The sequence below is a fragment of the Thioalkalivibrio sp. AKL6 genome (assembly GCF_000376905.1).
GTDB lineage: Bacteria > Pseudomonadota > Gammaproteobacteria > Ectothiorhodospirales > Ectothiorhodospiraceae > Thioalkalivibrio > Thioalkalivibrio versutus.
In genome coordinates, this window is sequence record NZ_AQXS01000011.1 from 392404 (window position 1) to 415300 (window position 22897).

The 22897-nt window shown below is 65.5% G+C and carries 25 protein-coding genes; 15 read left to right on the forward strand and 10 right to left on the reverse strand.

The features are described 5' to 3' along the window. Positions 1-4 precede the first annotated feature (4 nt). Both D575_RS0112585 and D575_RS0112590 read left to right on the forward strand, forming a co-directional pair. Positions 5-334 (forward strand): hypothetical protein, encoded by a 330-nt coding sequence (locus tag D575_RS0112585; protein ID WP_018146275.1) that lies wholly within the window; start codon positions 5-7, stop codon positions 332-334. Between the two features lie 27 nt (positions 335-361). Then, positions 362-712 (forward strand): hypothetical protein, encoded by a 351-nt coding sequence (locus D575_RS0112590; protein WP_018146276.1) that lies wholly within the window; start codon positions 362-364, stop codon positions 710-712. A gap of 3 nt (positions 713-715) precedes the next feature. On the opposite strand, the gene D575_RS0112595 is transcribed toward D575_RS0112590, so the two are convergent. Both D575_RS0112595 and D575_RS0112600 read right to left on the reverse strand, forming a co-directional pair. Further along, on the reverse strand, positions 716-2260 hold the full coding sequence (locus tag D575_RS0112595) for a BCCT family transporter (protein WP_018146277.1): 1545 nt from the start codon (positions 2258-2260) through the stop codon (positions 716-718). A gap of 34 nt (positions 2261-2294) precedes the next feature. Next, positions 2295-2759, reverse strand: coding sequence for a YbhB/YbcL family Raf kinase inhibitor-like protein (locus tag D575_RS0112600; protein ID WP_018146278.1), 465 nt, complete (start codon positions 2757-2759; stop codon positions 2295-2297). Between the two features lie 156 nt (positions 2760-2915). Here D575_RS0112600 and D575_RS0112605 point away from each other — a divergent pair, with 156 nt between their 5' ends. From D575_RS0112605 to D575_RS0112615, 3 genes are read left to right on the forward strand one after another with little or no spacing between them, the layout of a single operon-like run. Further along, complete coding sequence (locus tag D575_RS0112605; protein ID WP_018146279.1) at positions 2916-4316, forward strand: MBL fold metallo-hydrolase RNA specificity domain-containing protein; 1401 nt, start codon at positions 2916-2918, stop codon at positions 4314-4316. Positions 4317-4325: 9 nt separating this feature from the next. Further along, on the forward strand, positions 4326-5996 hold the full coding sequence (locus tag D575_RS0112610) for a Na/Pi cotransporter family protein (protein WP_018146280.1): 1671 nt from the start codon (positions 4326-4328) through the stop codon (positions 5994-5996). Next, positions 5993-7096: an RNA ligase gene (locus D575_RS0112615; protein WP_018146281.1), complete on the forward strand. Its 1104-nt coding sequence runs from the start codon at positions 5993-5995 to the stop codon at positions 7094-7096. The genes D575_RS0112610 and D575_RS0112615 overlap by 4 nt, the downstream gene beginning before the upstream one ends. Positions 7097-7184: 88 nt before the next feature. Here D575_RS0112615 and D575_RS0112620 read toward each other — a convergent pair whose 3' ends face one another. Continuing rightward, on the reverse strand, positions 7185-7784 hold the full coding sequence (locus D575_RS0112620) for an RNA ligase partner protein (protein ID WP_018146282.1): 600 nt from the start codon (positions 7782-7784) through the stop codon (positions 7185-7187). 130 nt (positions 7785-7914) lie between these two features. Between D575_RS0112620 and D575_RS0112625 the strand changes: the two genes are divergently transcribed. The 3 genes from D575_RS0112625 to D575_RS0112635 all read left to right on the forward strand — a co-directional run bounded on the left by D575_RS0112625 (position 7915) and on the right by D575_RS0112635 (position 10445). After that, positions 7915-8766: an HDOD domain-containing protein gene (locus D575_RS0112625; protein WP_018146283.1), complete on the forward strand. Its 852-nt coding sequence runs from the start codon at positions 7915-7917 to the stop codon at positions 8764-8766. 52 nt (positions 8767-8818) lie between these two features. Then, on the forward strand, positions 8819-9400 hold the full coding sequence (locus D575_RS0112630) for a BLUF domain-containing protein (RefSeq protein ID WP_018146284.1): 582 nt from the start codon (positions 8819-8821) through the stop codon (positions 9398-9400). Between the two features lie 532 nt (positions 9401-9932). Further along, positions 9933-10445, forward strand: a complete 513-nt coding sequence (locus D575_RS0112635) for a PRC-barrel domain-containing protein (protein ID WP_018146285.1) — start codon at positions 9933-9935, stop codon at positions 10443-10445. Between the two features lie 158 nt (positions 10446-10603). Here D575_RS0112635 and D575_RS0112640 read toward each other — a convergent pair whose 3' ends face one another. Next, on the reverse strand, positions 10604-11119 hold the full coding sequence (locus D575_RS0112640) for a DUF2254 family protein (RefSeq protein ID WP_255349315.1): 516 nt from the start codon (positions 11117-11119) through the stop codon (positions 10604-10606). A gap of 96 nt (positions 11120-11215) precedes the next feature. On the opposite strand from D575_RS0112640, the gene D575_RS0112645 reads away from it, so the two are divergent. The 5 genes from D575_RS0112645 to D575_RS0112665 all read left to right on the forward strand — a co-directional run bounded on the left by D575_RS0112645 (position 11216) and on the right by D575_RS0112665 (position 13838). Further along, positions 11216-11395 (forward strand): CsbD family protein, encoded by a 180-nt coding sequence (locus D575_RS0112645; RefSeq protein WP_018146287.1) that lies wholly within the window; start codon positions 11216-11218, stop codon positions 11393-11395. Next, positions 11392-11799 carry a PRC-barrel domain-containing protein gene (locus D575_RS0112650; RefSeq protein ID WP_018146288.1) on the forward strand — a complete coding sequence of 136 codons (408 nt, stop codon included), beginning with the start codon at positions 11392-11394 and terminating at the stop codon, positions 11797-11799. Before D575_RS0112645 ends, D575_RS0112650 begins: the two co-directional genes overlap by 4 nt. A gap of 163 nt (positions 11800-11962) precedes the next feature. Next, positions 11963-12196, forward strand: a complete 234-nt coding sequence (locus D575_RS0112655; protein WP_018146289.1) for a DUF3185 family protein — start codon at positions 11963-11965, stop codon at positions 12194-12196. A 14-nt stretch (positions 12197-12210) separates the two neighbouring features. After that, positions 12211-13392 carry an AI-2E family transporter gene (locus tag D575_RS0112660; RefSeq protein WP_018146290.1) on the forward strand — a complete coding sequence of 394 codons (1182 nt, stop codon included), beginning with the start codon at positions 12211-12213 and terminating at the stop codon, positions 13390-13392. Next, the gene (locus D575_RS0112665; protein ID WP_018146291.1) at positions 13389-13838 is read left to right on the forward strand and encodes a hypothetical protein; all 450 of its coding nucleotides are present in this window, start codon (positions 13389-13391) and stop codon (positions 13836-13838) included. Before D575_RS0112660 ends, D575_RS0112665 begins: the two co-directional genes overlap by 4 nt. A 7-nt stretch (positions 13839-13845) precedes the next feature. Here the strand turns inward: D575_RS0112665 and D575_RS0112670 are convergent, their stop codons facing one another. From D575_RS0112670 to guaB, 6 genes are all read right to left on the reverse strand, one after another. Continuing rightward, a complete protein-coding gene (locus tag D575_RS0112670) occupies positions 13846-14079 on the reverse strand; it encodes a hypothetical protein (protein WP_018146292.1) in 234 nt (77 codons plus the stop codon). Between the two features lie 41 nt (positions 14080-14120). Next, entirely contained in the window at positions 14121-14405 is a 285-nt protein-coding gene (locus D575_RS0112675; protein WP_018146293.1) for a YqjD family protein, read from the reverse strand. A 345-nt stretch (positions 14406-14750) separates the two neighbouring features. Then, positions 14751-15560, reverse strand: a complete 810-nt coding sequence (locus D575_RS0112680; protein WP_018146294.1) for a cytochrome b5 domain-containing protein — start codon at positions 15558-15560, stop codon at positions 14751-14753. Next, positions 15557-16855: a ferric reductase-like transmembrane domain-containing protein gene (locus D575_RS0112685; RefSeq protein WP_018146295.1), complete on the reverse strand. Its 1299-nt coding sequence runs from the start codon at positions 16853-16855 to the stop codon at positions 15557-15559. The genes D575_RS0112680 and D575_RS0112685 overlap by 4 nt, the downstream gene beginning before the upstream one ends. A gap of 204 nt (positions 16856-17059) precedes the next feature. Then, complete coding sequence (gene guaA, locus D575_RS0112690) at positions 17060-18637, reverse strand: glutamine-hydrolyzing GMP synthase (RefSeq protein ID WP_018146296.1); 1578 nt, start codon at positions 18635-18637, stop codon at positions 17060-17062. Positions 18638-18707: 70 nt separating this feature from the next. After that, on the reverse strand, positions 18708-20168 hold the full coding sequence (gene guaB, locus D575_RS0112695; RefSeq protein ID WP_018146297.1) for an IMP dehydrogenase: 1461 nt from the start codon (positions 20166-20168) through the stop codon (positions 18708-18710). A gap of 190 nt (positions 20169-20358) precedes the next feature. Here guaB and D575_RS0112700 point away from each other — a divergent pair, with 190 nt between their 5' ends. Together D575_RS0112700 and xseA are read left to right on the forward strand one after the other, a co-directional pair. Then, positions 20359-21132, forward strand: coding sequence for a DUF4197 domain-containing protein (locus tag D575_RS0112700; RefSeq protein ID WP_018146298.1), 774 nt, complete (start codon positions 20359-20361; stop codon positions 21130-21132). 14 nt (positions 21133-21146) lie between these two features. After that, positions 21147-22556, forward strand: coding sequence for an exodeoxyribonuclease VII large subunit (xseA, locus tag D575_RS0112705; RefSeq protein ID WP_018146299.1), 1410 nt, complete (start codon positions 21147-21149; stop codon positions 22554-22556). Positions 22557-22897: the final 341 nt, after the last annotated feature.

Here is a 22897-nt window from a genome sequence, read left to right on the forward strand (position 1 = left end):
CCTCATGGCGGAGACCTTTCTGGTGGCCATCATCGACCAGGACCGCGAAGAACAGGCCCTGGCCATCGCCGACGAAGAAGGCGGCGCGGACGGCACGGTGTTGCACGGCTCGGGCCTCGGCTTCCCCGAGCACATGACCTTCCTCGGTGTGACCTACCAGGGCAACGAATCGGTCTGTGTATGGCAACTGGAGACCGAGCAGGCCGAACGCATCGCCCGCCGTCTGAACCTGGAGATGGACTTGTTTCAGCCCTACAACGGACTTGCCTTTACCCTGGATACCGCCGCGCTGCAGGGCATGGAATTCGTCGGCCACCTGACGCATACGCCCTGACACGTTCCGAACGCCGGAGACTTCGCCATGCAATTCGTTCTGCTCGTCGCCGTAGTCCCTCGCAGTCAGGCCGATCGCGCCATCGAGATTGTTCAGCGTGTCGGAGCCGCCGGACTGACCCTGCTGGACGGTCAGGGCATCGCCCAGCTGCGGCGCAACCCGGTGATGGACCTGAAAGACTCGTCCGGCCGCAAGGTGTTACTGATGGTCCTCGAGGCCGGACTGGCCCGACGCATGCTGGAGCGGCTGGACACGGAACTGGACTTGAGCCAGTTGGGCAACGGCTTTGCCGTCACCCTGCCCATCAAGGACATCGCCGGGATCAAGCCGGAGCAGATCGAACACCTGCTGCGCACGCTCCCGGACGGCCCCGCGTAGCCTTCAACGCCAGGGCGGCTCCACGCCCTCGACGCGGTATTCGCGGCGCAGGGCGCGCATCAGGCTGAAGCAGCAGAAGACCAGGATGATCGCGACCGGCAGCCCGGCGGTCAGCGAGCCGGTCTGCAGGCTGTCCAGCGCGCGTTCGCCGCCGACGATCAGCAGCGTGGCAGCCACCGCGCCCTCGATAATGCCCCAGATCACACGCTGGCGCTTGGGCGAGTGCTTCGAGCCGCGCGAGATCAGCGCATCCACCACGAAGGTACCCGAAGCCGAGGAGGTGATGAAATAGGTCGCGATCAGCAGCGTGGCGATCCCGGAGGCGAGGGTCGTCCACGGCAGCTGGGCCAGGGTCGCGTAGAGGGCTACGGTGGTGTCCTCGGCGACCGCAGCGGCGATGCCCGCGCCTTCATCGAACAGCTCCATGTGCAGCGCGGTCCCGCCGAAGATCGCCATCCAGGCGAACACAAACAGCGTGGGCAGCGCGAGCACGCCGACGATGAACTCGCGGATGGTACGCCCGCGCGAGATGCGCGCGATGAAGATGCCCACAAACGGCGACCAGGCGATCCACCAGGCCCAGTAGAACATGGTCCAGTCCTTCTGCCACTCGGAGCCGCCGATTGCGTCGGTGTACAGGCTCAGCTCGATCAGCTGCTGGAAGTAGCCGCCGGTGGAGTCGAGCAGGAAGCGCAGGATGAACAGCGTCGGCCCGGCAAACAGCACGAACAGCATGAAGCTGATCGCCAGCACCAGGTTGAACACGCTGACCCACTTGAGCCCGCGATCCAGTCCGGAGAGCACCGACAAGACGGCCACCGCCGTGATCGCTGTGATGATGCCGACCTGGTACCAGTGCGAGACCGGCATGTCCACGAGCACGTTGAGCCCGGTGTTGAGCTGCATCGCGCCGAAACCCAGCGAGGTGGCCAGCCCGAACAACGTGCCGAACACCGCAAGGATGTCGATCACGTGCCCGATCGGGCCGTAGATGCGATCCCCCAGCAGCGGGTAGAAGATCGAGCGGATGGTCAGCGGCAGGCGGTGGCGGAAGCTGAAGTACGCCACCGACAGCCCCAGCACCACGTACACCGCCCAGGCATGCAGCCCCCAGTGGAAGAAGGTGTAGACCATCGCCTGGCGCGCGGCCTCGGCGGTCTCGCCATCACCGGTCGGCGGGTTCTGATAGTGCAGGACCGGCTCGGCCACGCTCCAGAACACGAGGCCAATGCCCATGCCGGCCGAGAACAGCATCGCGAACCAGGCGGCGAACCCGAATTCCGGCCGGTCGTCCGGCTGCCCCAGCCGGATCGCGCCGTAGCGGCTGAACCCCAGCCAGACCAGGAACCCGAGGAAGAACGTGACCACCAGCAGGTAGCCCCAGCCGAGGTATTCGGTAATGAATCCGTGGATGCCGTCGAACACCATGCTGGCGGTGGACGGCAAGGCCACCCCGAAGGCAACAAACACCACCACCATGATCCCGGAGGCGGTGAACACGGTGGGGTTGACGGTGGAGAAAAAGGCTTCCGGGCGGTACTGGCTCATGATGAACGGCCTGGCTTCAGTCCGGGGATGGGCATCAGTTCGACGCGTCGGAGTCCGGGGTGCCCGCACAAAGCCCGCCGGTCAGATCGGCCTTGGCCAGCACATGCCCCTCGGCCGCGACGTCGAACTGCGTACGCGTCGCACCCGGCGCCAAATCCAGCGCCTCATCCAGGGCGAGCAGGCGGAAACGATAGTGGTGGCAGCCCTCCGGCGGGATCGGGCCCAGATACCCGGCCTTGCCGAAGGCATCCAGGCCCACGCGCCCCTGACTCGGCAGATGCAGCGAGTCCACCCGATGCGTGTCTGGCGGCAGGTTCCAGACCAGCCAGTGCGTCACCTCGCCCAGCGGCGAATCCAGGTCCTCGAGGATCAGCGCGAGGCTCTGTGCGCCATCCGGAACCTCATGAATCTCCAGTGGTGGCAGCTCGTTGGCATCGCGGGCCGACACCTCGGTCGGCATCACTTCGCCGTCACGGAAGGCAGGACTGATCAGCCGCATCCCCTCGTCTCCTGTATCCACAGATCCTCAGCCTCCCCCGCCGCCGCCAGCGGGTCAACCGCCGCGAGACCGGATCGCGACCGGAATTGCTCCCGGTCAACGAACCAACCCCGCACGGTTGCACACAGAGCCCGCTCCGTGCGTACACTTCGAGACATGGCACAGCTCACCTTCAAGGGCGCGACCGGCGAGGTCACCGGGTCGCGCTATCTCCTCGAGACCGACGGCGCCCGCATCCTGCTGGAATGCGGCCTGCATCAGGGCGGCAATGACGCCGACGAGGCCAACCGCGAACCGCTCGCGGAACTCGCCGGTCAGCTCGACGCCGTCGTCCTGTCCCACGGCCACCTGGATCACTCGGGGCTCCTGCCCAAGCTGGTGCGCGACGGCTACCACGGCCCCATCTACTGCACACCGGGGACCGAGGAGTTGCTCGAGATCATGCTCGAGGACGCCGCCTTCGTGATGAGCAAGGACATCGAGTGGGAGAACAAGTGGCGCCGGCGCGCGGACAAGCCCCTGGTCGAGCCGGTCTACGACATCGACGACGTCGCGACCACTCTGGGACTCTGCAAGGCCGTGCCCTACGGTGACACGCAAACCATTGCCGGCGACATCCGGCTGACCTTCCGGGATGCCGGGCACATCCTCGGCTCCGCGATCGTCGACCTGATCGTGCCGTCCGGCGGGCGCGACCGGCACCTGGTCTTCTCCGGCGACCTGGGCAACCCCGACGCCGTGCTGATGCACGAACCCGCGCGGATGGAACACGCAGATCACGTGCTGCTGGAAAGCACCTACGGCGATCGCGACCACCGGCCGATGGACGAGACCATCGAGGAATTCGCGCAGATCCTCGCGGAGGCCGCCGCCAGCGGTGGCAACGTGATGATCCCGGCCTTCGCGGTCGGGCGCACCCAGGAGATCCTCTACCACCTGGGCATGCTGCACCACGCCGGGCGCCTGCCGCAGCAGAAGGTATTCCTCGACAGCCCGATGGCGATCAAGGTGACCGAACTCTACGCGCGGCTGCACAAGTCGCTGAAGAGCGAGGATATGGAGCGCCTGCACAAGGCCGCGAACGGCGACCCGAGTGGCTACCTGCCCGGGCTGCAGGTCTGTCGCACGGTCGAGGAATCCATGGCGATCAACCGCATCACCGGCGGCGCGATCATCATCGCCGGGGCCGGCATGTGCAACGGCGGGCGCATCCGTCATCACATGAAATACAACCTGTGGCGGCGCGAGGCGCACCTGGTCATCGTCGGCTTCCAGGCCTCGGGTACGCTGGGACGGCGGCTGGTCGATGGCGCCGAGCGGGTCAAGCTGCTGGGCGACGAGGTCGCGGTCAACGCGAAGGTCCACACCCTGGGCGGCTTCTCCGCCCATGCCGGGCGTACTCAGCTATTGGACTGGGCACGCGGCTTCCGCGACCAGCCGATGTTCCACCTGGTTCACGGCGAGCCGGAGGCGCGTGATGCGCTGGCTGCCGGACTGCGCGACGAGCTGGGCGCCGAGGCCCACGTGCCGGCCTTTGGCGAGACCATCACGCTGTAATCCGCTCGCATGCCGGAGGCCGAAGCCGTCAGCACCTACGCCCTGATCGCCGGCTTCCTCGGCGGGCTCGGGCTGTTCCTCCTCGGCATGACGCTGCTGACCGACGGCCTGAAGACCGCCGGCGGCAAGGCCCTGCAGCATATCCTGGGCGTCTGGACGCGGACTCGCCCGCGCGCGCTCGCCTCCGGCATGGGCGTGACCGCCCTGGTCCAGTCCTCCAGCGCGGTCACCGTCGCCACCATCGGCTTCGCCAACGCGGGGCTTTTGACCCTCGGCCAGTCGGTCTGGGTGATCTTCGGCTCCAACGTCGGCACCACCATGACCGGCTGGCTGGTCGCCCTGATTGGCTTCAATATCCGGATCGAGGCCTTCGCCCTGCCGGCCATCGGCATCGGCGCCCTGCTCTACCTGTTCATGAAGGCCGCACGCCCGCGCTACCTGGGTCTGGCCCTGGCCGGTTTCGGCCTGCTGTTCTTCGGGATCGACGTGCTGCGCGAGACCTTCGAGGGCCTGAGCGCGACCTTCGACCTCTCCGCCCTGGCGCGACCGGGCTTTGTCGGGCTCCTGATCATGGTCGGCATCGGTGCGCTGCTGACCGTGCTGATGCAGAGCTCCTCGGCCTCCATGGCGATGGCCCTGACCGCCGCGATGAGCGGTGCGGTACCGCTGGAGGCCGCAGCCGCCGCAGTGATCGGCGCCAACCTCGGCACCACGGTGAAGGCCCTGCTGGTCGTCATTGGCGCCACCCCGAACGCCAAACGCGTGGCCGCCGCACACGTGATCTTCAACGGCCTGACCGCGATCGTCGCATTGCTGATCCTGCCGTGGTTCCTGGCCGCGATCGCCTGGATCTGGGGCAGCACCGGCGAGGCCCCGGCCCCCGCGGTGCTGCTGGCGCTGTTCCACACCGCCTTCAACCTGCTGGGCGTGGCGCTGATGGTCCCGGTCGCCCCGCCGATGATCCGCTTTCTGCAGACGCGCTTCCGTACCCGGGAGGAAGATATCGCCCAGCCGCGCTTTCTCGACAAGCACAGCGGGGGCGTCCCCGATCTGGCGCTGCAGTCGTTGTTGCAGGAAACCGAGCGCCTGGCCGACATCAGCCACTCCATGGCGCGCGAGGCCCTGCGCCCGGACCCGCCGGCCGCAGGCACCCTGGACGCACGGCGCGCCGCCGTGGAACAGCTGACTACTGCCATCAGCGATTTCGCCGCCCGCACGGCCAACCACCCGATGCCCGAGGCGGTCGGGCACGGCATCGCCGAGGCGGTACGTATCGCGCGCTATCATCGCGAGACTGCGGTGCTGGCCGACCAGATCGCCGAGCTTCGCCGCCATTCGACCGGCGAGGAACGCCCGATCGTCAGCGAACAGCGCCGCGCCTGGCAGGAGCAAGCGATCCGCGCCCTGGATCTCGCCAACCTGGAAAGCGAGAACGGCAGAGACCTGGCGGCCACCGAGGCCGTAAGCACGGTGGAGACGGCCTATGCCGAACTGAAGGCAGCCCTGCTGCGCGAAGGCACCTTCGGCTCGCTGAGCATGACCGAGATGGAACGCCAACTCCGCATCATCAGTATGGCGCGACGGCTGGTCACCCAGGCCGACAAGGCCCGCCGCCACACCGAGGCCCTGGAGGACCAGATCCAAGGGCTGCGCAAGACGCTGGAACCGGAGAACGCATGATCGACGGCGAAACCCTGCAGGACGCCATCGCGAACCACCGGGCCGAGGCCCTGACGTTCGACGGGCTGGAATACGCCCGGCTGCTGGAGCCGGTGAATCACTACCCGCGCGGTTCCGTGGTGCTTCCGGATGGCTCGGTGGTCCCCGGCTACCCGGCCATCGGGCGCATCCAGTCGCTGGAGGCCGGGCTGCCGCGCCAGTTCGATCAGCCGTTCTGGGCGGAGGAGAAGATCGACGGCTTCAACGTGCGCATCCTGCGCTGGGAAGGCCGGGTCGTCGCCTTCAGCCGGGGCGGGTTTGTCTGTGCATTCAGTACCGACCGGGTGCCGGATTTCGTGGACCTCGCGGTGTTCGAGGCGGAACCCGATCTGGTGCTCTGCACGGAAATCGCCGGGCCGGACACGCCCTATCTGGAGGGCTCCACCCCGCGCGTCGCGGACGACGTCGGCTTGTTCGTGTTCGACCTGATGCGGCTCGGCCAGCCGGGCTTTGTGCCGCAGGACGAAAAGTTTGCACTGATGGAGCGCCATGACCTGCCACCGGCGCCGCTGCATGGACGGTTCACGCCCGCAGACACCGAGGCCCTGGGCCGCCTGATCCGGCAACTGGATGCCGAGGGTGCCGAGGGCCTGGTACTGAAGACCGCGGATGGCGAGCACCGCGCCAAGTACGTGGCCGGGGGTTCCTGCATCAACGACATCCGCGTGTGTTCCGAACAGCTGCTGGACCTGCCGCCGGAGTATTTCACCAACCGTCTGACCCGCCTGGCCATCTTTCTCGCCGAACACCCACCCGCGGAGCGCGTCGCCGTGGAACGCGAACTGGGCGCGGCCCTGCTGTCCGGGCTGGCGACCGCGGTGGACAAGAGCCGGCGCGAGGGACGCGTCGGCCACACCTACCGCTGTCGCTTCCGCGAACACGCCGGGGCCCAGCGCTTCATCGATCACATGCAGGCCACCGGCGGGCGCCATGTGCGCTTCCTGCCGGACACGCCGCGCCAGGAGGAAAACGGCTACTGGCTGCTGGAGTTCGAGCGCCTGTTCGACCGGATCACCGGCACCCTGGCCTCGGCCCTGGCCGGCGACCGCCAATACGACTGAGCTCTTCGCCTGCAAGCAGGCTCCTACGGGTTCTACTTTGTAGGAGCCTGCTTGCAGGCGAACACGGGAAAGTCCCCGACTTGCGGCCTCATGCGCCGCCCTGACCGGGGATGCCCGACTCGGAGAGATTCTCCATCACCCGACGCAGGTAGTCGGCGGTGACCAGCTTGATGCCCATGCGGTTGCCCAGCTTGCGCATGCCCTCGTCGGCACTGGCCAGTTCGGCGTCCAGCTCCATCGCCAGCAGCACGGCATCGACGTCTTCGCGCGAATCCACCAGCCCCTTGCGCATCGCCTCGCGGAAACGCTCGCGCAGCTGGGTGATCAGCTCGGGCTTGAGCGATTCGGCCGCCCCCGCCTGGCGGGTATGCTCCTCCGCAATGCGCAGGCCGCGGTCAATCCGCGTACGCACCTCGTCGATGAATTCGTAGAGGATGTCGCTCGGCAGCATCAGGGCGAAGCGCCGCGGCGAACGCACCCAGACCACGGTCTCGAAATCGGCCGCCATGGCCTCGAGGTCACGCATGCCGCGAAACTCCTCGTACACCGACAACGGCATGTAGAACTCGGCGGGGCAATGGCGCGCCAGGGTGAGGAAGGTCCGCAGGATGTCTTCGGCATCCTCGCCGAACTGCCCGGCCACATGCGGGTTGGTAAAGACACTGGTATCCAGCACGAATCGGCGCATCACGACCTCCTGTCGGCTCCCTTCATCATCGGCAGGGGCCAGCGGCCCGTCAACCGGCGCGGATCCCCCGTCCGCGAGGACGGGTATGGCATAATCAGCGCGTCATTTCCCAGCCGGACATGGATTGCCCTTGGCCACCCGAGCGGAAGTCGAAAAGTTTCTGGAGCGCCTGCGCGAGGACCTCGAACGTCACCAGATCGAGATCCCGACCCTGCCCGATGTCTCGGTGCAGGCATTGTTCATCACCCAGGACGAGTCCAGCTCCATTGTTGATCTGGTCAACCTGATCTCGCGCGACACGGCCCTGGCCTCGCGCCTGGTGCGGCACGCCAACAGCCCGGCCTATCGTGGGCTCACGCGCTGCGCGACCATTCGCTCCGCCATCACGCGCCTGGGGATGGAACGCGCCCGCCAGACCATCATTGCGCTGTCGATGAAGGAGGTCTTCCAGAGCGGGAACGAGATGATCCGCGTACGCATGGAAGAACTGTGGCACCACAGCCTGGAGGTGGCGATCATCAGCTATCTGCTAGCCCGCCGACACCCGCACCTGGACCCCGATACCGCGCTGCTCGCCGGGTTGGTGCACGACATCGGCATGATCCCGATCCTGCGCCGCGCGGAGAAGACACCCGAGATCTACGAGGACCCGCGCGCCCTGCAGGCCGCCGCCGACGCCGCGCATGTCCCCATCGGCCGCGCGATGCTGAAAAACTGGAATTTCGAGCCGGAGATCATCCGCGCAGTGGCCGAACACGAGAACCTCAAGCGCGAGCCGGAGGATGGCGAACCGGTCAACTACAGCGACATCCTGCAGGCGGCCAACATCGAGAGTCACAGCGCCACGCGGCATCGCCTGGCCTCCATCGACCGCAACGCGGTTGCCGCCATCCGCCGCCTGGCCGCCAAGCCCGGCACGACCCAGCTGAACTGGGAAGACGACGCGATCGGTCTGGAACACGTAAACCAGATGATTGAGTGAACCCCACGCAGCGGGGGCGGTCTTCTCCTTACTTCCCAGGAAGGACGTCCGCATGCCCGCCATTCTCCAGCTCGTCTACGCCTCGCGCGCCACGTTTCGCGAAAACACGTCCAACCAGGGCATTGAGCCCGAAGTCAGTCGCATCCTGATGCAGTCGCGCCAGAACAACCCGCGCAGCGGGATTGTCGGCGCGCTCTATTACGGCGACGGGCACTTTTTCCAGTGCCTGGAGGGTGCCCCGGATGCAGTGCGCGAAACCGTCGACCGCATCCGCCGTGATCGTCGCCACGAAGAGGTCCGGGTGCTGCGCGAGCAGTCACTGGATACCCCGGGATTCGGCGAATGGTCCATGAAATACGTCCCGGCGGCCGTGGACGTTCGCCAACTGCTGCAACGCTTCGGCCAACGCCGGTTCGACCCCTTCGCCTTCGACAACGACCGCATCGACGCGATGCTGGACCTCCTGCGCCACGGGCGAGATACCGCGCACGCCGAACCCGAGCGACCGGCGCCGGCCAGTCCCCAAGACGCCGCCCGCCGCACCAATCGCCTGTTGTTCGGCGTTGGGCTGATCGCAGTCGCGATTCTGGCCGGCGTGATCGGGGCTGCCGCCTACCTGCTGCTGGCCACCTAGGGAAACACTTCGCGCGCGCTCGTCGCTCGCGAGATGCGCGCATTCGGAACCCACCCCGATGGCGCCCTTCGCCCGGCCTTCATGCACCCCGCGCGCATACAACCCCGGGATTGGCGCACGCACCTCACCTATTGCCAAGGCCCCCGGTCCACCCCACCACCGGCTCGCGGCGTTCGAATACGCAGTCCGCAAGAGCCATTTCCATGGTGCTTCACGCTCCCTCCCGGGTACGTTCAGGTCCTGTCGTCCGACCCGCCACGCCGGGGCACCTTGACCCATCGCTTTTTAGAACCGCAAATCCCTTCACATTTTCAACACTCAGCGACCACAAAGAAGGCGAACGGCCGCCGTCAGTGTGCCAGCGAACAGACCCGTTAACGTCCTGCGCCTATTTTGAACCCTCATCCTGAATCCGCTGCAACGTGGCGATTCAGTCCCCTCCCGGCAATGTCGCCAGGAAGGACAGGTTTTGATGAAGCCGTTAAAACGGACATTTTTCCAAGCCGGGATATCCGTTTCGAAGGAGATTCACATGAACAAGCTACATTCATTTGCCTTTTACGCTTTGGTCACCCCAGCCATCACCCTCGGCGCAGGTTCTGTGCTGGCACAGCAGTACGATGAGCAGGACGTTGATCGCGAAGCGCAGAGCACCCAGAGTGAACAGGGCCAGCGCGCCGGCCAGTCTGACTCGAAAAGTGCGGAAGATTACCGTGCCACCCGCGACGAGGCTCGCATGCAACACCGCGGCTATATGGACTCTTCACCGGCCAACAGCATGCACGTGAGCGAGCTGATCGGCACTGATGTTAAAACCACGAGCGATGAAGATCTCGGTTCGGTCGATGACCTGATCATTGACGAGAACGGCCAGGTCGTCGCTATTGTGATCGGTGTTGGCGGATTCCTGGGCATGGGCGAGAAAGACGTCGCCATTGGCTGGGGTCACGTGACCACCTCCGGCTCGGCGGATGATCGGGAGCTTCGCGTTGACGTAACCCGTGAAGAGCTGCGCTCTGCGCCGGAGTTCGAACGCCGCGATTGATCGCAAGCACAACCCAGATCTAGTGGGATGACCAGACGGCAGGGGCGAAAGCCCCTGCCTTTTTTATGCCTGGACTCCACAGCTCCAGTACCACATACCTGCACGCGATAGTGTTCGCTGTATCGATTTCCGCCCGGCCGCGTTCTGCTCGTCCTGTACTACACGGCCGAAAATGCTGCTGCCCTGCGCACTGCCTCGATATCGTCCTGCAATGACATGGCGTGTTCGGAGCGGGCCAGTGCCATGCGTGGATGCCTTCTGGCGACCGCGATCATCGCCTGGTCATCGGTCTCGGCCAACGCACAAAAAGCCTTCTGCAGTCGGATCGCAACTTCAACGAAACCGGCACCGTCACGAGCCAGAGCCGTACATGCGTCGTCGAACAAGTCGTCGACCTCCAAGCTCGGCACGAATACCCGGTCATAGGTGATTTCCGCCACCCTGTCCTTCTCCAGCGGTGATACCCAAAGTGTAAACAGCCGGACCATTGATCCGGTTACATTGATCGCAGTCCCCCGATCATTGGTGCCAGGCGACAGCGCCTTGTCGGCGATCTCCGACAACGCGACAAGCGCGAATGTCTGTCCACTTCGCCTCCAGCATCCTTGCACACGCGCTCTTGATCCCAAGGCCTTCCAGGGCCTCTGTATATGTTGGGCAGCGCACAGACCCATCCCCGGGCTTGCCCTAGTTTGGAAGCTTCAAGCTGCCTCTACTGACCGCGTGGAAGAGGCCGACAACGAGCGGTACCACTAGCTGGAGATCATCGGATGAACAAGGATCAAACCAAAGGTCATGGGAAAGAAGCCAAAGGGAAGCTAAAAGAAGTTGCTGGCAAGGCTACCGGCGACAAGAGCACCGAGGTCAAGGGTAAGGCCGAAAAGCATGCCGGCAAGGCGCAAGCCAAGTACGGGGACCTCAAGAGCGACGCCAAGAAGAAAACCGAATGATCGGCTCTGCACCCGGCTCGGAAAGTGGCCAAGAAGCCTCCAACGACACGCATGTCGGACCCACGCTAGTGAGCGCCAGCACCATTACCGGTGACGAGGTCTGCAACCTGCGGGAAGAAAAGCTCGGCAAGATCCTGGACGTGATGCTTGACATCAGCGAGGGCGAAATACGGTATGCGGTCCTGGCCTCAGGCGGTTTTCTAGGCATGGGTGACCGTTTATTCGCGATCCCGTGGAAGGCCTTGAAGCACGACAAGGAGCACAAGCGATTTTTGCTTGACGCCGATCCCGAGTGGCTAAAGAACGCACCAGGGTTTCCCAAGGATGAATGGCCCAACATGGCCGACGCCACCTGGCATTCAACCGTGGATTCCTACTACGCCAGGGATCACGCTGCAGGGTGATCGCGCGAGGTACCGATGGAACCTTGGACCCAGCTTAGCCGTGTAGACGCTCCCATACATGGTGGACACTATTAACGGTTGCGGTTTCCAGCACCGCGACTTTTCCCGAACGCCATCATTGAATAACGGATTAACGACCCCTCATCCATTAGGACGATTGAAAATGGCGACTAATAAAACTCTGGCACTGAACAAGATCCTGGCAGTTGTTTTGATTGTTGTGGGCCTGATCCTGCTGTTCTTTGCGTATCGTTCCTCCCAAAGCCTCGGCGACCAGGTGACCGAGGCCGTTACCGGCCGTTTCACGGACTCCACGATTTGGTTTCTGGTCTTGGGCGCGGCCTCCGCAGCGGCCGGTGTCGGGTTGTTCTTCTTCGGCAAATCGTCAAGGACCTGAGCCAGGCCCCCACAATGCCCCACGACACGGAGGAATCCCTCGATGAAGGGGGCAGAAGGGCTGCTCAGGACCGCGCCGGGTTACGCCCGCATAAACGACTGTTCAACGCGGCCGAGCTTCGCTTGTTCCGCTATACGGCGGTCTTGCTGTCCCTGGTGGCGTTGACCGCGCTGATTGCGGTTGTTGCGTGGGCTCTAGGCTGGATACTGAGTACGTTCTACAACCTCCTGCTGTCGCTCTCGCTCGCAGGCATCCTGGCGCTGGTGCTTCATCCAGTGGTGAATTTTCTCGAGACCCGGCTTCGCTTGCCCAGATGGCTGGCCATCATGCTGCTGATGGCGATCTTCTTTCTTGGGGTCGGCGCCCTGTTGTTCTTTCTTGTCCCCACCCTGACCGCCCAGATCGTTCAGCTGGTAACCGCCTTGCCCGAGACCCTGGCGCGCTGGGAGGATCATTTTTCTTTTTACTTTCCAGAAATTAGCGCGATGATTTCGGAACGCCTGGAAGCCGGCAAAGGGGGGGAGTCCGAGTCTTCTCTGGAAGTCACCGGAGAGACCGTTATGTCCTATTTGGGGATGTTGGCGGGTATCAGCTTCGTTCCGCTGTTTCTCTTCTTCGCGCTGCTCTCGGGTGACTCGCTGCGGGGAAAGGCATCGGAACTGTTATCCATATTCCAAGGGCGCACTCAGCAGAAAATACTCTATTTCATGGATGTTTTCGTGGGATACATCACCGCCTTCTTCCAGGGCCAACTGTTGATCGCCATGATCATGGGTGCCCTGTATGCGCTCAGCTTTACGCTGATCGGCCTGCAGTACGGCGTGCTTGCCGGGCTCGTGCTGGGACTGCTGAATATCGTCCCCTTCCTGGGAACCCTGATCGGACTGTTGGTGATTCTGCCCCTGGCCTACCTTCAGCCGGATGGCGGCATTGAGCTATTGATGCTGACCGTACTGGCGTTCGCAGTGATACAACTGATCGAAAGCTGGTTGCTGACGCCGAAGATCATGTCCAACCGCTCTGGCCTGCACCCCGCACTCGTCATTATTTCCCTGTTCTTCTGGGGGACAGCCCTGAACGGTATGATCGGGATGGTACTCGCGATTCCTTTGACGGCGTTCTTTGTGGCCATCTGGGGCGAGATCAAGACCAGCCTGAAACACGCGCTGAGTAGCCGGGAGGACGCACGACCATGAAGGAAACGGATCCCAGTCAGGACGAGGACGGCGGTCACGACCGCAGCCAGGACATCACGCAAATCCTGAAGACCCTGGCGGCGGACATCACTCGCCTTCTTGCGGTAGAGGCGCGGCTGTTCGGACACACGGTGCTGATGATGCTCGGGCTCACCGTGATGATTGCGCTTCTGTTGGTGGGCGGCTGGCTGTTTGCCGGGGCGAGTCTGGTGGTCGCCCTGGCCAGCCTGCAGGCCTTCAGCCTGACGGGCGCGCTGCTGACGGTAACGCTGGCACATCTGGTGCTGGCGGCGCTGGCCTTCTGGCGACTCCGGCACATCACCCGGGACCTCACGTTCCGTGAAAGCAGGGCGAGCGTGAACAGCTTGCTCGTCCAGGCGAGATCGCTCGTTGACGCTGCAGAGCAGCAACCCCCGGAAGCAGAACCGCAGCGCCCCGAGAAATAGGTCGCGGTCAGCGAAGCGGCGAGCCGATCAGACTGGAGGCAATCCGCCAGGCTTTCATCTGGCCTGCCAGGATTCCATAGGTATATTTGATGCCGGGCATATCCAGGCGACCGGCCAACAAGCCACACCCAAAGGCAATGGCCAGCACAGCAGGCCGGCGGGCCAGGGCCCGTGCCCGGTGCAGCAAGCGGTCGATCCGCCAGCGAACAAGGCCGGCACCGTGATCAATTCGGCCGCGCAAATGCGCGGCCTCCTGCCTTAACTGGTGGCCACGGAACACGATCAACGGCGCCGTAAAGCAGCCACCAAGGTCCCCGCCGCGAATGCGAGACCCAGGGAAAGCAAAGGATTTTCCCGCACGAAGCCACTCACCGATTGCAGGGCTTCTTCGGAGTGCTCCTTGACCTTCGCCCCGGCCTCCTTGGCTTTCTCCTCCGCGCTCGCCGCCCCATGGCGGATCCGTTCTTCGGCCTTGCCGGCGCCCCTGGCGGCCTGGTCTACAGTCTCGTGAGCGCGCTCCGAGATGCGATCGGTGGTGGCGTGTTCACTACTGCCTGGTGTATTCATGGCTATTTCCCGTTGCTGTGGTGGGATAAAGGTGGATGCCGATCAGCATCCACCGACAAGCAACGGAAAGTTTCTCGGAAATGGCTCCACCCGTCTGCGCGGTAGCGAACAAAAGCGCCAGATCCACCACCTTCTTTGAACCAGGCACACCTGACTGCGCTGGATGTACCGTGGTCGCGCGTGGTGTGGGTAATCTCGGGGGACACTGCCGACCGCACACCGGGCTGACATGCAAGACCCAGGACTTCGCTCACGGGGGCTCTACCCGCTGTGGTTCATGGGCCTGGCGGGAGCGCTACAAATGGCCGGCGGCACGCACTCCTGCCCTGGGGGATGCCGGCCCTATCACGGCCACTGATAGACACCGCGATTGAGCGCGTCCCGGATGGCCGAGATCAGCTTGTTGCCTCTCAGCGTCGCGCCGGTAAAGGCGTCGATGTCGTCCACCACCTCCTCCGGCGCATAGAGATCGAATAGGGCCGATAGCGGCCGGCCTTCGAGGTAATCGATGGCCTGACGGTGCTGGCGCATCACGGCATGAAGTTCCTCGTGCTCCTCAAGCGCCAGATAATCCACCCCCTGGTAGCTCAGGTACCGGAACCGGACGTTGTGGAAATGATCGTCCCGCAGATCGAACTGGATATTGACCTGCATCGCACCCCGGTCCGAAAACACGCCTCGATAGCGCCCGTCCAGGTACGTCCCCGGTGACAGGCCGAGCAGCACCCGGCCCGGCGGATGGGTGGCGGGTTGCCGCGTGGGTGCTGGGGCCTCGGGCCGTGCCTGGGGTGCCGGGGCATCGGCAAGTTGCCCGACCCGGTACTGTTCCAGCGTGGCGGCGGCCCTGGGGCTGTGCGGACGCCCGGGCGTCTTGTTGTACCAGCCTTTCGTGGCATCACGGCCGCACCACTCCAGCATCACGTCCTCGGAGCTGGGGTGACGCGGAATATAGTCCGTCACGTCGTACACCTGGCCGTCGATGGCCTTCCAGCAGCTCTCGGCACTGTCGTGGGCAGCGAGTTCGGGTTCCGTCACCAGGCGCTGATCGTCGTGGGTCTCGCGAGTCTCCGCGACCAGCGCGCTGACGGCCCAAAGGGTGATGATCACGGCGCAGAAGGCCACGAACGCGGTGTAGGCAATCTTGTTCACGGTCATAGGAAATCAAACGCCTCCGTATGAATGCGGCCCCTGGGTACACCGGCGCGGCTTAGAAGCCCCCTCAGGTGATGCACCATGCCGGGCGGCCCGCAGATGTAGATCTCCCGTTCCACCAGGTCCGGGCAATGGGCGCGGATGAACGCTTCGTCCACGGGGCCGCAATCCTGGAAATAATGGATCTGCGCATCGAAATGCGGGTGCCCCTGCGCGATCTCCCGAAGCTCGTCCATGTAATAGGCGCGGTCCGGTCGATTGGCCAGGTAGATCAGGGTGACATCCGGCCCGGCCCCGGGCTCCCGCTGGAGGGCCCGGGCGCCGGACACGAAGGGCGTAATGCCGATGCCGCCACCGAACCAGAGCTGCCTGCGTTGCGGCTCGCATCGCTCGAAGAACTGTCCGTAGGGGCCCTCGATCTGCACGGCGGTTCCCGGTGTCACCGTCTGCAATGCCCGGCTGGCGTCGCCCAGGGCCTTGATGCCCACCCGGACAACGTCCTCGCCTGGCGCCGAAGAGATGGTGTAGGGGTGCTCTTCCCCCCGGCCGGCTTCCAGGCCCGGGTCGTGGGGAGTGAGGTACATGAACTGTCCCGCGGCATGCGACATGGCCCGGCCCCTCGGGGCGAGGGTGATCTCCACCACGTTGGACGCAAGGGCGGTCACGGCCTCGACGATATAATCATGGCGCCCCAGCCGGGGGGAAAGCAGCTTGCGCCAGAGCACTGCGGCGATCGCCAGGGCCGCGAGCCCCCACCAGAGCAGCGCATGCTCCACCAGCATGACCGCGTGCGCGAACGCGAGCAGGAACGCGGGCACCGACAACAGGTGCAGGCGCTTCCAGCGCTGGTAATGCGGCCTGCCGAAGAACTGAAAGGTGGGCGCGAGAAAGATCACCATCAGCGCCAGTGCGCCCCAGCCCATCCATACCGCCCCGTGTTCAAGGGGCGGAAAGATCACCCGGGCGGCCGCTTCCGGGGAAATGGGCAGCGCCCCGAAGGCCAGCCACACCACGTGCAGCATGATCAGGATGAAGGCCGAGAAACCCAGTATCCTGTGCAGGGTCCAGATGCGCGGCAAACCGCCAAACCAGCGATCCAGGCCCGGCAGGCGCACGCTCAGCATGGCGCCGACCAGCAGCGCGCTCAGACCCAGCACCCCGGCCAGGTGACCAAGCGCCGAGAGCACCTCCGCTGCGCCGGCCCCCGGCCGCGGCCACCAACGTGGCCATGCCGCCAACACCGGTAGCAGCAGCAACACCACGACAATCCAGTCACCCGCCCTGATGCGTCTGAACATGGGATCCGTTTATTCCAGGAAGTCCACCTCGGCACAGTCTAGGTAAACGCCGATCAATGTACACGCTCGCGTTAGTGCGCCGTGTCTTCCGAGACAAGGCATAGCCCACGGCCGGTAGTGGTGCTACCGGCAAGGAGTGCAACGCAGGATCCTGACGCCTCCGCTATGACGCCGGTCAGCACCCGCCATTGCGGGTCTTTCCACTCACTCCCACTCGATGGTGGCGGGGGGCTTGCCGGAGATGTCGTAGGTGACGCGCGAGATGCCGGGGATCTCGTTGATGATGCGGCGCGAGACGTGGTCGAGGAAGTCGTACGGCAGGTGGGCCCAACGGGCGGTCATGAAGTCGATGGTCTCCACCGCGCGCAGGGCCACCACGTAGTCGTAGCGCCGGCCGTCGCCCATCACACCCACCGACTTCACCGGCAGGAAGACCGCGAAGGCCTGCGAGGTCTTGTCGTAGAGATCGGCCTTGCGCAGCTCCTCGATGAAGATCGCATCGGCGCGGCGCAGCAGGTCGGCATATTCCTTCTTCACCTCGCCGAGGATGCGCACGCCCAGGCCCGGCCCGGGGAACGGATGGCGATAGACCATCTCGGTGGGCAGGCCCAGCTCGACACCGATCTTGCGCACCTCGTCCTTGAACAGCTCGCGCAGCGGCTCGACCAGCCCCAGCTTCATGTTCTCCGGCAGGCCGCCCACATTGTGGTGCGACTTGATCACGTGGGCCTTGCCGGTCTTGGAGTCGGCCGACTCGATCACGTCCGGGTAAATCGTGCCCTGGGCCAGCCACTGCACGTTGTCGAGCTTCGCGGCCTCCTCGTCGAACACGTCGATGAACAGCCCGCCGATGATCTTGCGCTTGGCCTCCGGGTCCTGGATACCCGCCAGGGCGCTCATGAAGCGCTCCTCCGCATCCACGCGGATCACCTGCACACCCATGTGGCGAGCGAAGGTCGCCATGACCTGGTCACCCTCGCCCTCGCGCAGCAGGCCCGTGTCCACGAACACGCAGGTCAGCTGGTCCCCGATCGCCTTGTGCAGCAGCGCGCCCACCACCGAGGAGTCCACCCCGCCGGACAGGCCCAGTACCACGTGATCGTCCCCGACCTGTTCGCGCACCCGCGCGGCCATGTCGTCGATGATGTTGTCGGCCGTCCACAACGCTTCGCAGCCGCAGATATCGTGCAGGAAGCGCTCGATGATGCGCTGGCCCTGGGTGGTGTGGGTCACCTCGGGGTGGAACTGCACGCCGTAGAAGCCACGATCCGGATCGGCCATGCCGGCGATGGGTGCGGAATCGGTGGAGGCCATCAAGCGGAAGCCCTGCGGCAGCTCGGTCACGTGGTCGCCGTGCGACATCCACACGTCCAGCAGGCCATAGCCCTCCGGCGTAGTGTGATCCTCGATGTCGCGCAGCAGCGGCGTATGGCCACGGGCGCGCACCTGGGCATAGCCAAACTCGCGACGCTCCGACGGCTCGACCCGACCACCCAACTGCGCGGCCATGGTCTGCATGCCGTAGCAGATGCCCAGTACCGGAACCCCCAGCTCGAACACCGCGTCCTCGGCGCGCGGGGGCTGGTCGACATTCACCGACTCGGGGCCGCCGGAGAGGATGATCGCAGTGGGATTGAACGCACGGATGTCGGCCGCCGGCATGTCCCAGGCATGCACCTCGGAGTAGACCCTGGCCTCGCGCACGCGGCGGGCGATCAGCTGGGTGTACTGGGAACCGAAGTCCAGCACCAGAATGCGGTGGGCGTGAAGATCCTGGGTCATGAGGTCATCCGGTATCCCGGCCTGCGGGCCGGGAGGCTGTCAGAGGGGATACCCGGCCATCGTGGCCGGGTCAGTCCATGCGGTAGTTCGGGGCTTCCTTGGTGATCGCCACGTCGTGCACATGGCTCTCGCGCATGCCGGCGGCGGTCACGCGGACGAAATGCGGCTTGGTCCGCATCTCTTCGATGTTGTGTGCGCCGACATAGCCCATGGACGAGCGCAGCCCGCCCATCAGCTGGTAGATGATGGCGACGATCGAGCCCTTGTACGGCACCCGGCCCTCGATCCCCTCGGGCACAAACTTGTCGGCCGAGCTGTTCGGATCCTGGAAGTAGCGATCGGAGGACCCTTGCTGCATGGCGCCCAGCGAACCCATGCCACGATAGATCTTGTAGGAGCGGCCCTGGTACAACTCGACCTCGCCCGGGGCCTCTTCGGTCCCGGCGAACATCGAGCCCAGCATCACGCAATCGGCGCCCGCGGCGATCGCCTTGGCCAGGTCCCCGGAAAAGCGCACGCCCCCGTCGGCGATCATCGGCACACCCGTGCCCTTCAGCGCCTCGGACACATCGGAGATCGCCGTGATCTGCGGCACGCCCACGCCGGCCACGATGCGGGTGGTGCAGATCGAGCCCGGCCCGATTCCGACCTTCACGCCGTCAGCCCCGGCCGCGACCAGCGCCTTGGCAGCATCGGCGGTGGCGATGTTGCCACCGATCACCTGCACGTCCGGGTAGTGCTTCTTGACCCAGGCGACGCGATCCAGCACGCCCTGGGAATGCCCGTGCGCGGTATCCACCACCAGCACGTCCACCCCGGCCTCGACCAGCGCGGCCACGCGCTCATCGGTGCCCTCACCCACACCCACCGCGGCACCCACGCGCAGACGGCCCCGCTCGTCCTTGGATGCATTCGGGTGCTCGGTGGACTTCTGGATATCCTTGACCGTGATCATCCCGCGCAGCTGGAAGTCGTCGTTGACCACCAGCACCTTCTCGATGCGGTGCTTGTGCAGCAGCTCCAGCACCAGCTCGCGGTCGGCACCCTCGGGCACGGTAACCAGGCGCTCGCGCGGGGTCATGATCTCCGAGACCGGGGCGTTCATGCGGGTCTCGAAGCGCAGATCGCGGGAAGTCACGATGCCCATCAGGTCGTTGCCGGAAACGATCGGAACGCCGGAGATGTGATTGGCGTCGGTCAGCGCAACCACGTCGCCGATGCTCGCATCCGGCCCGATGGTGATCGGCTCGCTGATCACGCCGCTTTCGTATTTCTTGACCTGCCGGACCTCGGCGGCCTGGGCCTCCGCCGACATGTTCTTGTGCACAATCCCGAGCCCGCCCTCCTGGGCCATCGCGATCGCCAGATTGGCCTCGGTGACCGTGTCCATCGCGGCCGACACCACCGGGGCGGACAGCGTGATCTCGCGGGTAATCCGGGTACTCAGGTCGACATCACGCGGAACGACATTCGAATGCCCCGGGATCAGCAGTACATCATCAAAGGTAAGGGCTTCACCGAGTATCCGCATGCACCACTCCAGGCCAGGCCCGCCGGGACGCAAGGGAGAAAACCCCGGGGGCGGATAAATAGCCGTTCAGTATAGAATTCGGGCCCTTCCGGGACAAGCACAGACACACAAGCAAGGGCCGTGCGCAGACGCCCGGACAGCACCCTGATAGGATGCGAATCCATCCCGAGCCCCCTGCCAGGCGAGACCCATGTCCGAGCGCGCGCCTACGGCCCGCATCACCCGACGCACCGCGCTGGCCCTGTTGCTGGCCCCCGGCCTCGGCCTGGCCACTGCGTCCAGCGCTCGCGCCGACTGGTGGCGCTTCGGTCAGGACATGTTCCGCTCGCTGATCACCCGGCCACCGGAATTCGCCGGGTTGTCGACCGCCGAGCTGATCGAGGCGGTGCACGAGGCCCTGGTCATCGCGACCCACGCCGCCTCCGAGACCCTCAGCCGGCGCAACGGCTTCTACGGCAACCCGGACGTGCGCATCCCCCTGCCCGAGGTGCTCGCCACCACACGGCGATCGCTGGGCCGGCTCGGCATGGCCGCGCCGCTGGACACCCTGGAGGAGCGCATGAACCGCGCGGCCGAGGATGCGGTATGGCAGGCCCGGGAACCCTTCATCCGGGCGATCTTCGCGCTCGATCTCGACGATGCCCGCGGCATCCTGCTGGGGCCCGAGGATGCCGCCACCCGCCATCTGGAAACACAGATGCGGCCGCGCCTGACTGAGGCCATGCGTCCCGCGATCGAGCACAGCCTGGACGCCGTGGAGGCCATGACGACCCACCGCGAGCTGGAGTCGCGGATGCGCGACATCCCGTTTCTGGCAAACGTCCGCCTGGACCTGGCCGAGCATGTGCTGGACCACACCATGGACGGCCTGTTCCACGCCCTCGCGGAAGAAGAGGCCCGCCTGCGGGTCGACCCCGTCGGGCGCGGCACCGATGTCTTCCAGCGCGTCTTCACCCGTCTGTAACCATCGAGCCCCCCATGAGCGACGCCCCCGTCTTTTCCGTAACCGAGCTCAATCAGTGTGCCGACGGCCTGCTGCGTGACGGGCTCGGCCTCGTGCGCGTGGAGGGCGAGGTATCGAACCTGCGTCAATACGCATCCGGGCACCAGTACTTTTCGCTGAAGGACGAGAACGCCTCGGTGAGCTGCGTGCTGTTCCGCGGACGCTCCCGCCAGGCCGCCCGCTTTGCCGACGGCGACGCCGTACAGATCCAGGGACGTGCCGGGATCTACGGCGCCCGCGGGCAGTTCCAGCTGATCGTCGAGGCCCTGCAACCGGCCGGCGAGGGCCGCCTGCTGGCCGCCTTCCAGCGCCTGAAGGAAAAGCTCGCCGCCGAGGGGCTGTTCGACGCCGAGCGCAAGCAGCCACTGCCCGCCTGGACCCACCGCCTGGGCGTGATCACCTCCACCCAGGGCGATGTGCGCCACGACATCGAGCGCACCCTGGCGCGGCGCTTCCCGCTGTTGCTACCGGTCACGCTTTACCCCACCGCGGTGCAGGGTGCCCAGGCCGCCGGCCAGATTGTCGCGGCCCTGGAACAGGCCGCGGCCGAGGGCCGGGTCGACGTGCTCATCCTCGCCCGCGGCGGCGGCTCCCTGGAGGACCTGCAGGCCTTTAACGAGGAGAGCGTCGCGCGCGCCATCGCCGCCTGCCCGATCCCGGTGGTCAGCGGCGTGGGGCACGAGACCGACACCACCATCGCCGATTTCGTCGCCGACCTGCGCGCCTCCACGCCCACCGCCGCGGCGGAGGCCGTCAGCCCGGATGCCGCGACCCTGCGCCACCAGCTAGCGCGGGCCCGCGAACGCCTGAGCGGGCTGCTGGGCCAGCGCGTGGCGCGCCACCAGAAGACGCTGACCGCCCTGCATACGCGCCTGGAACGCCGCCACCCGCGGCAAATGCTGGAACGCGATGCCCAACGCCTGGACGACCAGCGCGAACGCCTGCAGCGCGCCTGGTCGCGCATCGAGGAACGCGCCCGGGTGCGGTTGCAACACGCCCGGTTGCGTCTGGCCGGCGCCTCGCCCGGCACCCGCCTGGCATCCGCCCGCATGCGCCTGGATCACCTGCGCCAGCGCCTGGTGCGGGTACGCCCGGACCACGACATCCTGCAGCGGCGCGAGGCCCTCGCCCGCCTGCAACGCCAACTGCAAACGGCCACCCACCAGGCCCTCGTCGCCCGCCAGCGGCAGCTGGACGCCACCGCGCGCCAGCTGCGTTCACTGGGCCCGGAGGCGGTGCTGGAACGCGGCTACGCGATCCTGCAGACCACAGAGGGCGAAGTCCTGCGCGCCGCGGATCAGACCGCCAGCGGCGAACGCGTGCATGCACGTCTGGCGCGCGGGCGCCTGGACCTGGAAGTCACCGCCACACACGGCGAAAACTGAAGCGCGGTCTCCCGGCCTTTAACCACCGACGGCACACAGACAATCGCGTGTAACAGGAAGACGGGAAGCGCGCGAAGGGGTAAGAAGGAAGTGGGTAGCCTGGGGTCAGCACCTGCAAGGCCATCCCGGCCGCAGCGCGGCGGAGAGCCGGGATGGCCTGCGTCACGCACACCCCCACCAACGTGCCCGCCCCCACCGCCGGGAACCCGGATACCTGGTCAGCACACCCCAAATCCCGTAGGAGCGTGCTTGCACGCGAAGCCCCTGCCAGAGTCGGACGCGGGCAGGGGCTTCGCGTGCAAGCACGCTCCTACAACTGTCGTTCCACAGGCCCGCGCAGG

Coding starts and splice junctions, on each gene's coding strand:
- D575_RS0112585 (WP_018146275.1), top strand. CDS start 5: ATGGCGGAGACCTTTCTGGTGGCCATCATCGACCAGGACCGCGAAGAA.
- D575_RS0112590 (WP_018146276.1), top strand. CDS start 362: ATGCAATTCGTTCTGCTCGTCGCCGTAGTCCCTCGCAGTCAGGCCGAT.
- D575_RS0112595 (WP_018146277.1), bottom strand. CDS start 2,260: ATGAGCCAGTACCGCCCGGAAGCCTTTTTCTCCACCGTCAACCCCACC.
- D575_RS0112600 (WP_018146278.1), bottom strand. CDS start 2,759: ATGCGGCTGATCAGTCCTGCCTTCCGTGACGGCGAAGTGATGCCGACC.
- D575_RS0112605 (WP_018146279.1), top strand. CDS start 2,916: ATGGCACAGCTCACCTTCAAGGGCGCGACCGGCGAGGTCACCGGGTCG.
- D575_RS0112610 (WP_018146280.1), top strand. CDS start 4,326: ATGCCGGAGGCCGAAGCCGTCAGCACCTACGCCCTGATCGCCGGCTTC.
- D575_RS0112615 (WP_018146281.1), top strand. CDS start 5,993: ATGATCGACGGCGAAACCCTGCAGGACGCCATCGCGAACCACCGGGCC.
- D575_RS0112620 (WP_018146282.1), bottom strand. CDS start 7,784: ATGCGCCGATTCGTGCTGGATACCAGTGTCTTTACCAACCCGCATGTG.
- D575_RS0112630 (WP_018146284.1), top strand. CDS start 8,819: ATGCCCGCCATTCTCCAGCTCGTCTACGCCTCGCGCGCCACGTTTCGC.
- D575_RS0112635 (WP_018146285.1), top strand. CDS start 9,933: ATGAACAAGCTACATTCATTTGCCTTTTACGCTTTGGTCACCCCAGCC.
- D575_RS0112640 (WP_255349315.1), bottom strand. CDS start 11,119: ATGGGTCTGTGCGCTGCCCAACATATACAGAGGCCCTGGAAGGCCTTG.
- D575_RS0112645 (WP_018146287.1), top strand. CDS start 11,216: ATGAACAAGGATCAAACCAAAGGTCATGGGAAAGAAGCCAAAGGGAAG.
- D575_RS0112650 (WP_018146288.1), top strand. CDS start 11,392: ATGATCGGCTCTGCACCCGGCTCGGAAAGTGGCCAAGAAGCCTCCAAC.
- D575_RS0112655 (WP_018146289.1), top strand. CDS start 11,963: ATGGCGACTAATAAAACTCTGGCACTGAACAAGATCCTGGCAGTTGTT.
- D575_RS0112660 (WP_018146290.1), top strand. CDS start 12,211: ATGCCCCACGACACGGAGGAATCCCTCGATGAAGGGGGCAGAAGGGCT.
- D575_RS0112665 (WP_018146291.1), top strand. CDS start 13,389: ATGAAGGAAACGGATCCCAGTCAGGACGAGGACGGCGGTCACGACCGC.
- D575_RS0112675 (WP_018146293.1), bottom strand. CDS start 14,405: ATGAATACACCAGGCAGTAGTGAACACGCCACCACCGATCGCATCTCG.
- D575_RS0112680 (WP_018146294.1), bottom strand. CDS start 15,560: ATGACCGTGAACAAGATTGCCTACACCGCGTTCGTGGCCTTCTGCGCC.
- D575_RS0112685 (WP_018146295.1), bottom strand. CDS start 16,855: ATGTTCAGACGCATCAGGGCGGGTGACTGGATTGTCGTGGTGTTGCTG.
- guaA (WP_018146296.1), bottom strand. CDS start 18,637: ATGACCCAGGATCTTCACGCCCACCGCATTCTGGTGCTGGACTTCGGT.
- guaB (WP_018146297.1), bottom strand. CDS start 20,168: ATGCGGATACTCGGTGAAGCCCTTACCTTTGATGATGTACTGCTGATC.
- D575_RS0112700 (WP_018146298.1), top strand. CDS start 20,359: ATGTCCGAGCGCGCGCCTACGGCCCGCATCACCCGACGCACCGCGCTG.
- xseA (WP_018146299.1), top strand. CDS start 21,147: ATGAGCGACGCCCCCGTCTTTTCCGTAACCGAGCTCAATCAGTGTGCC.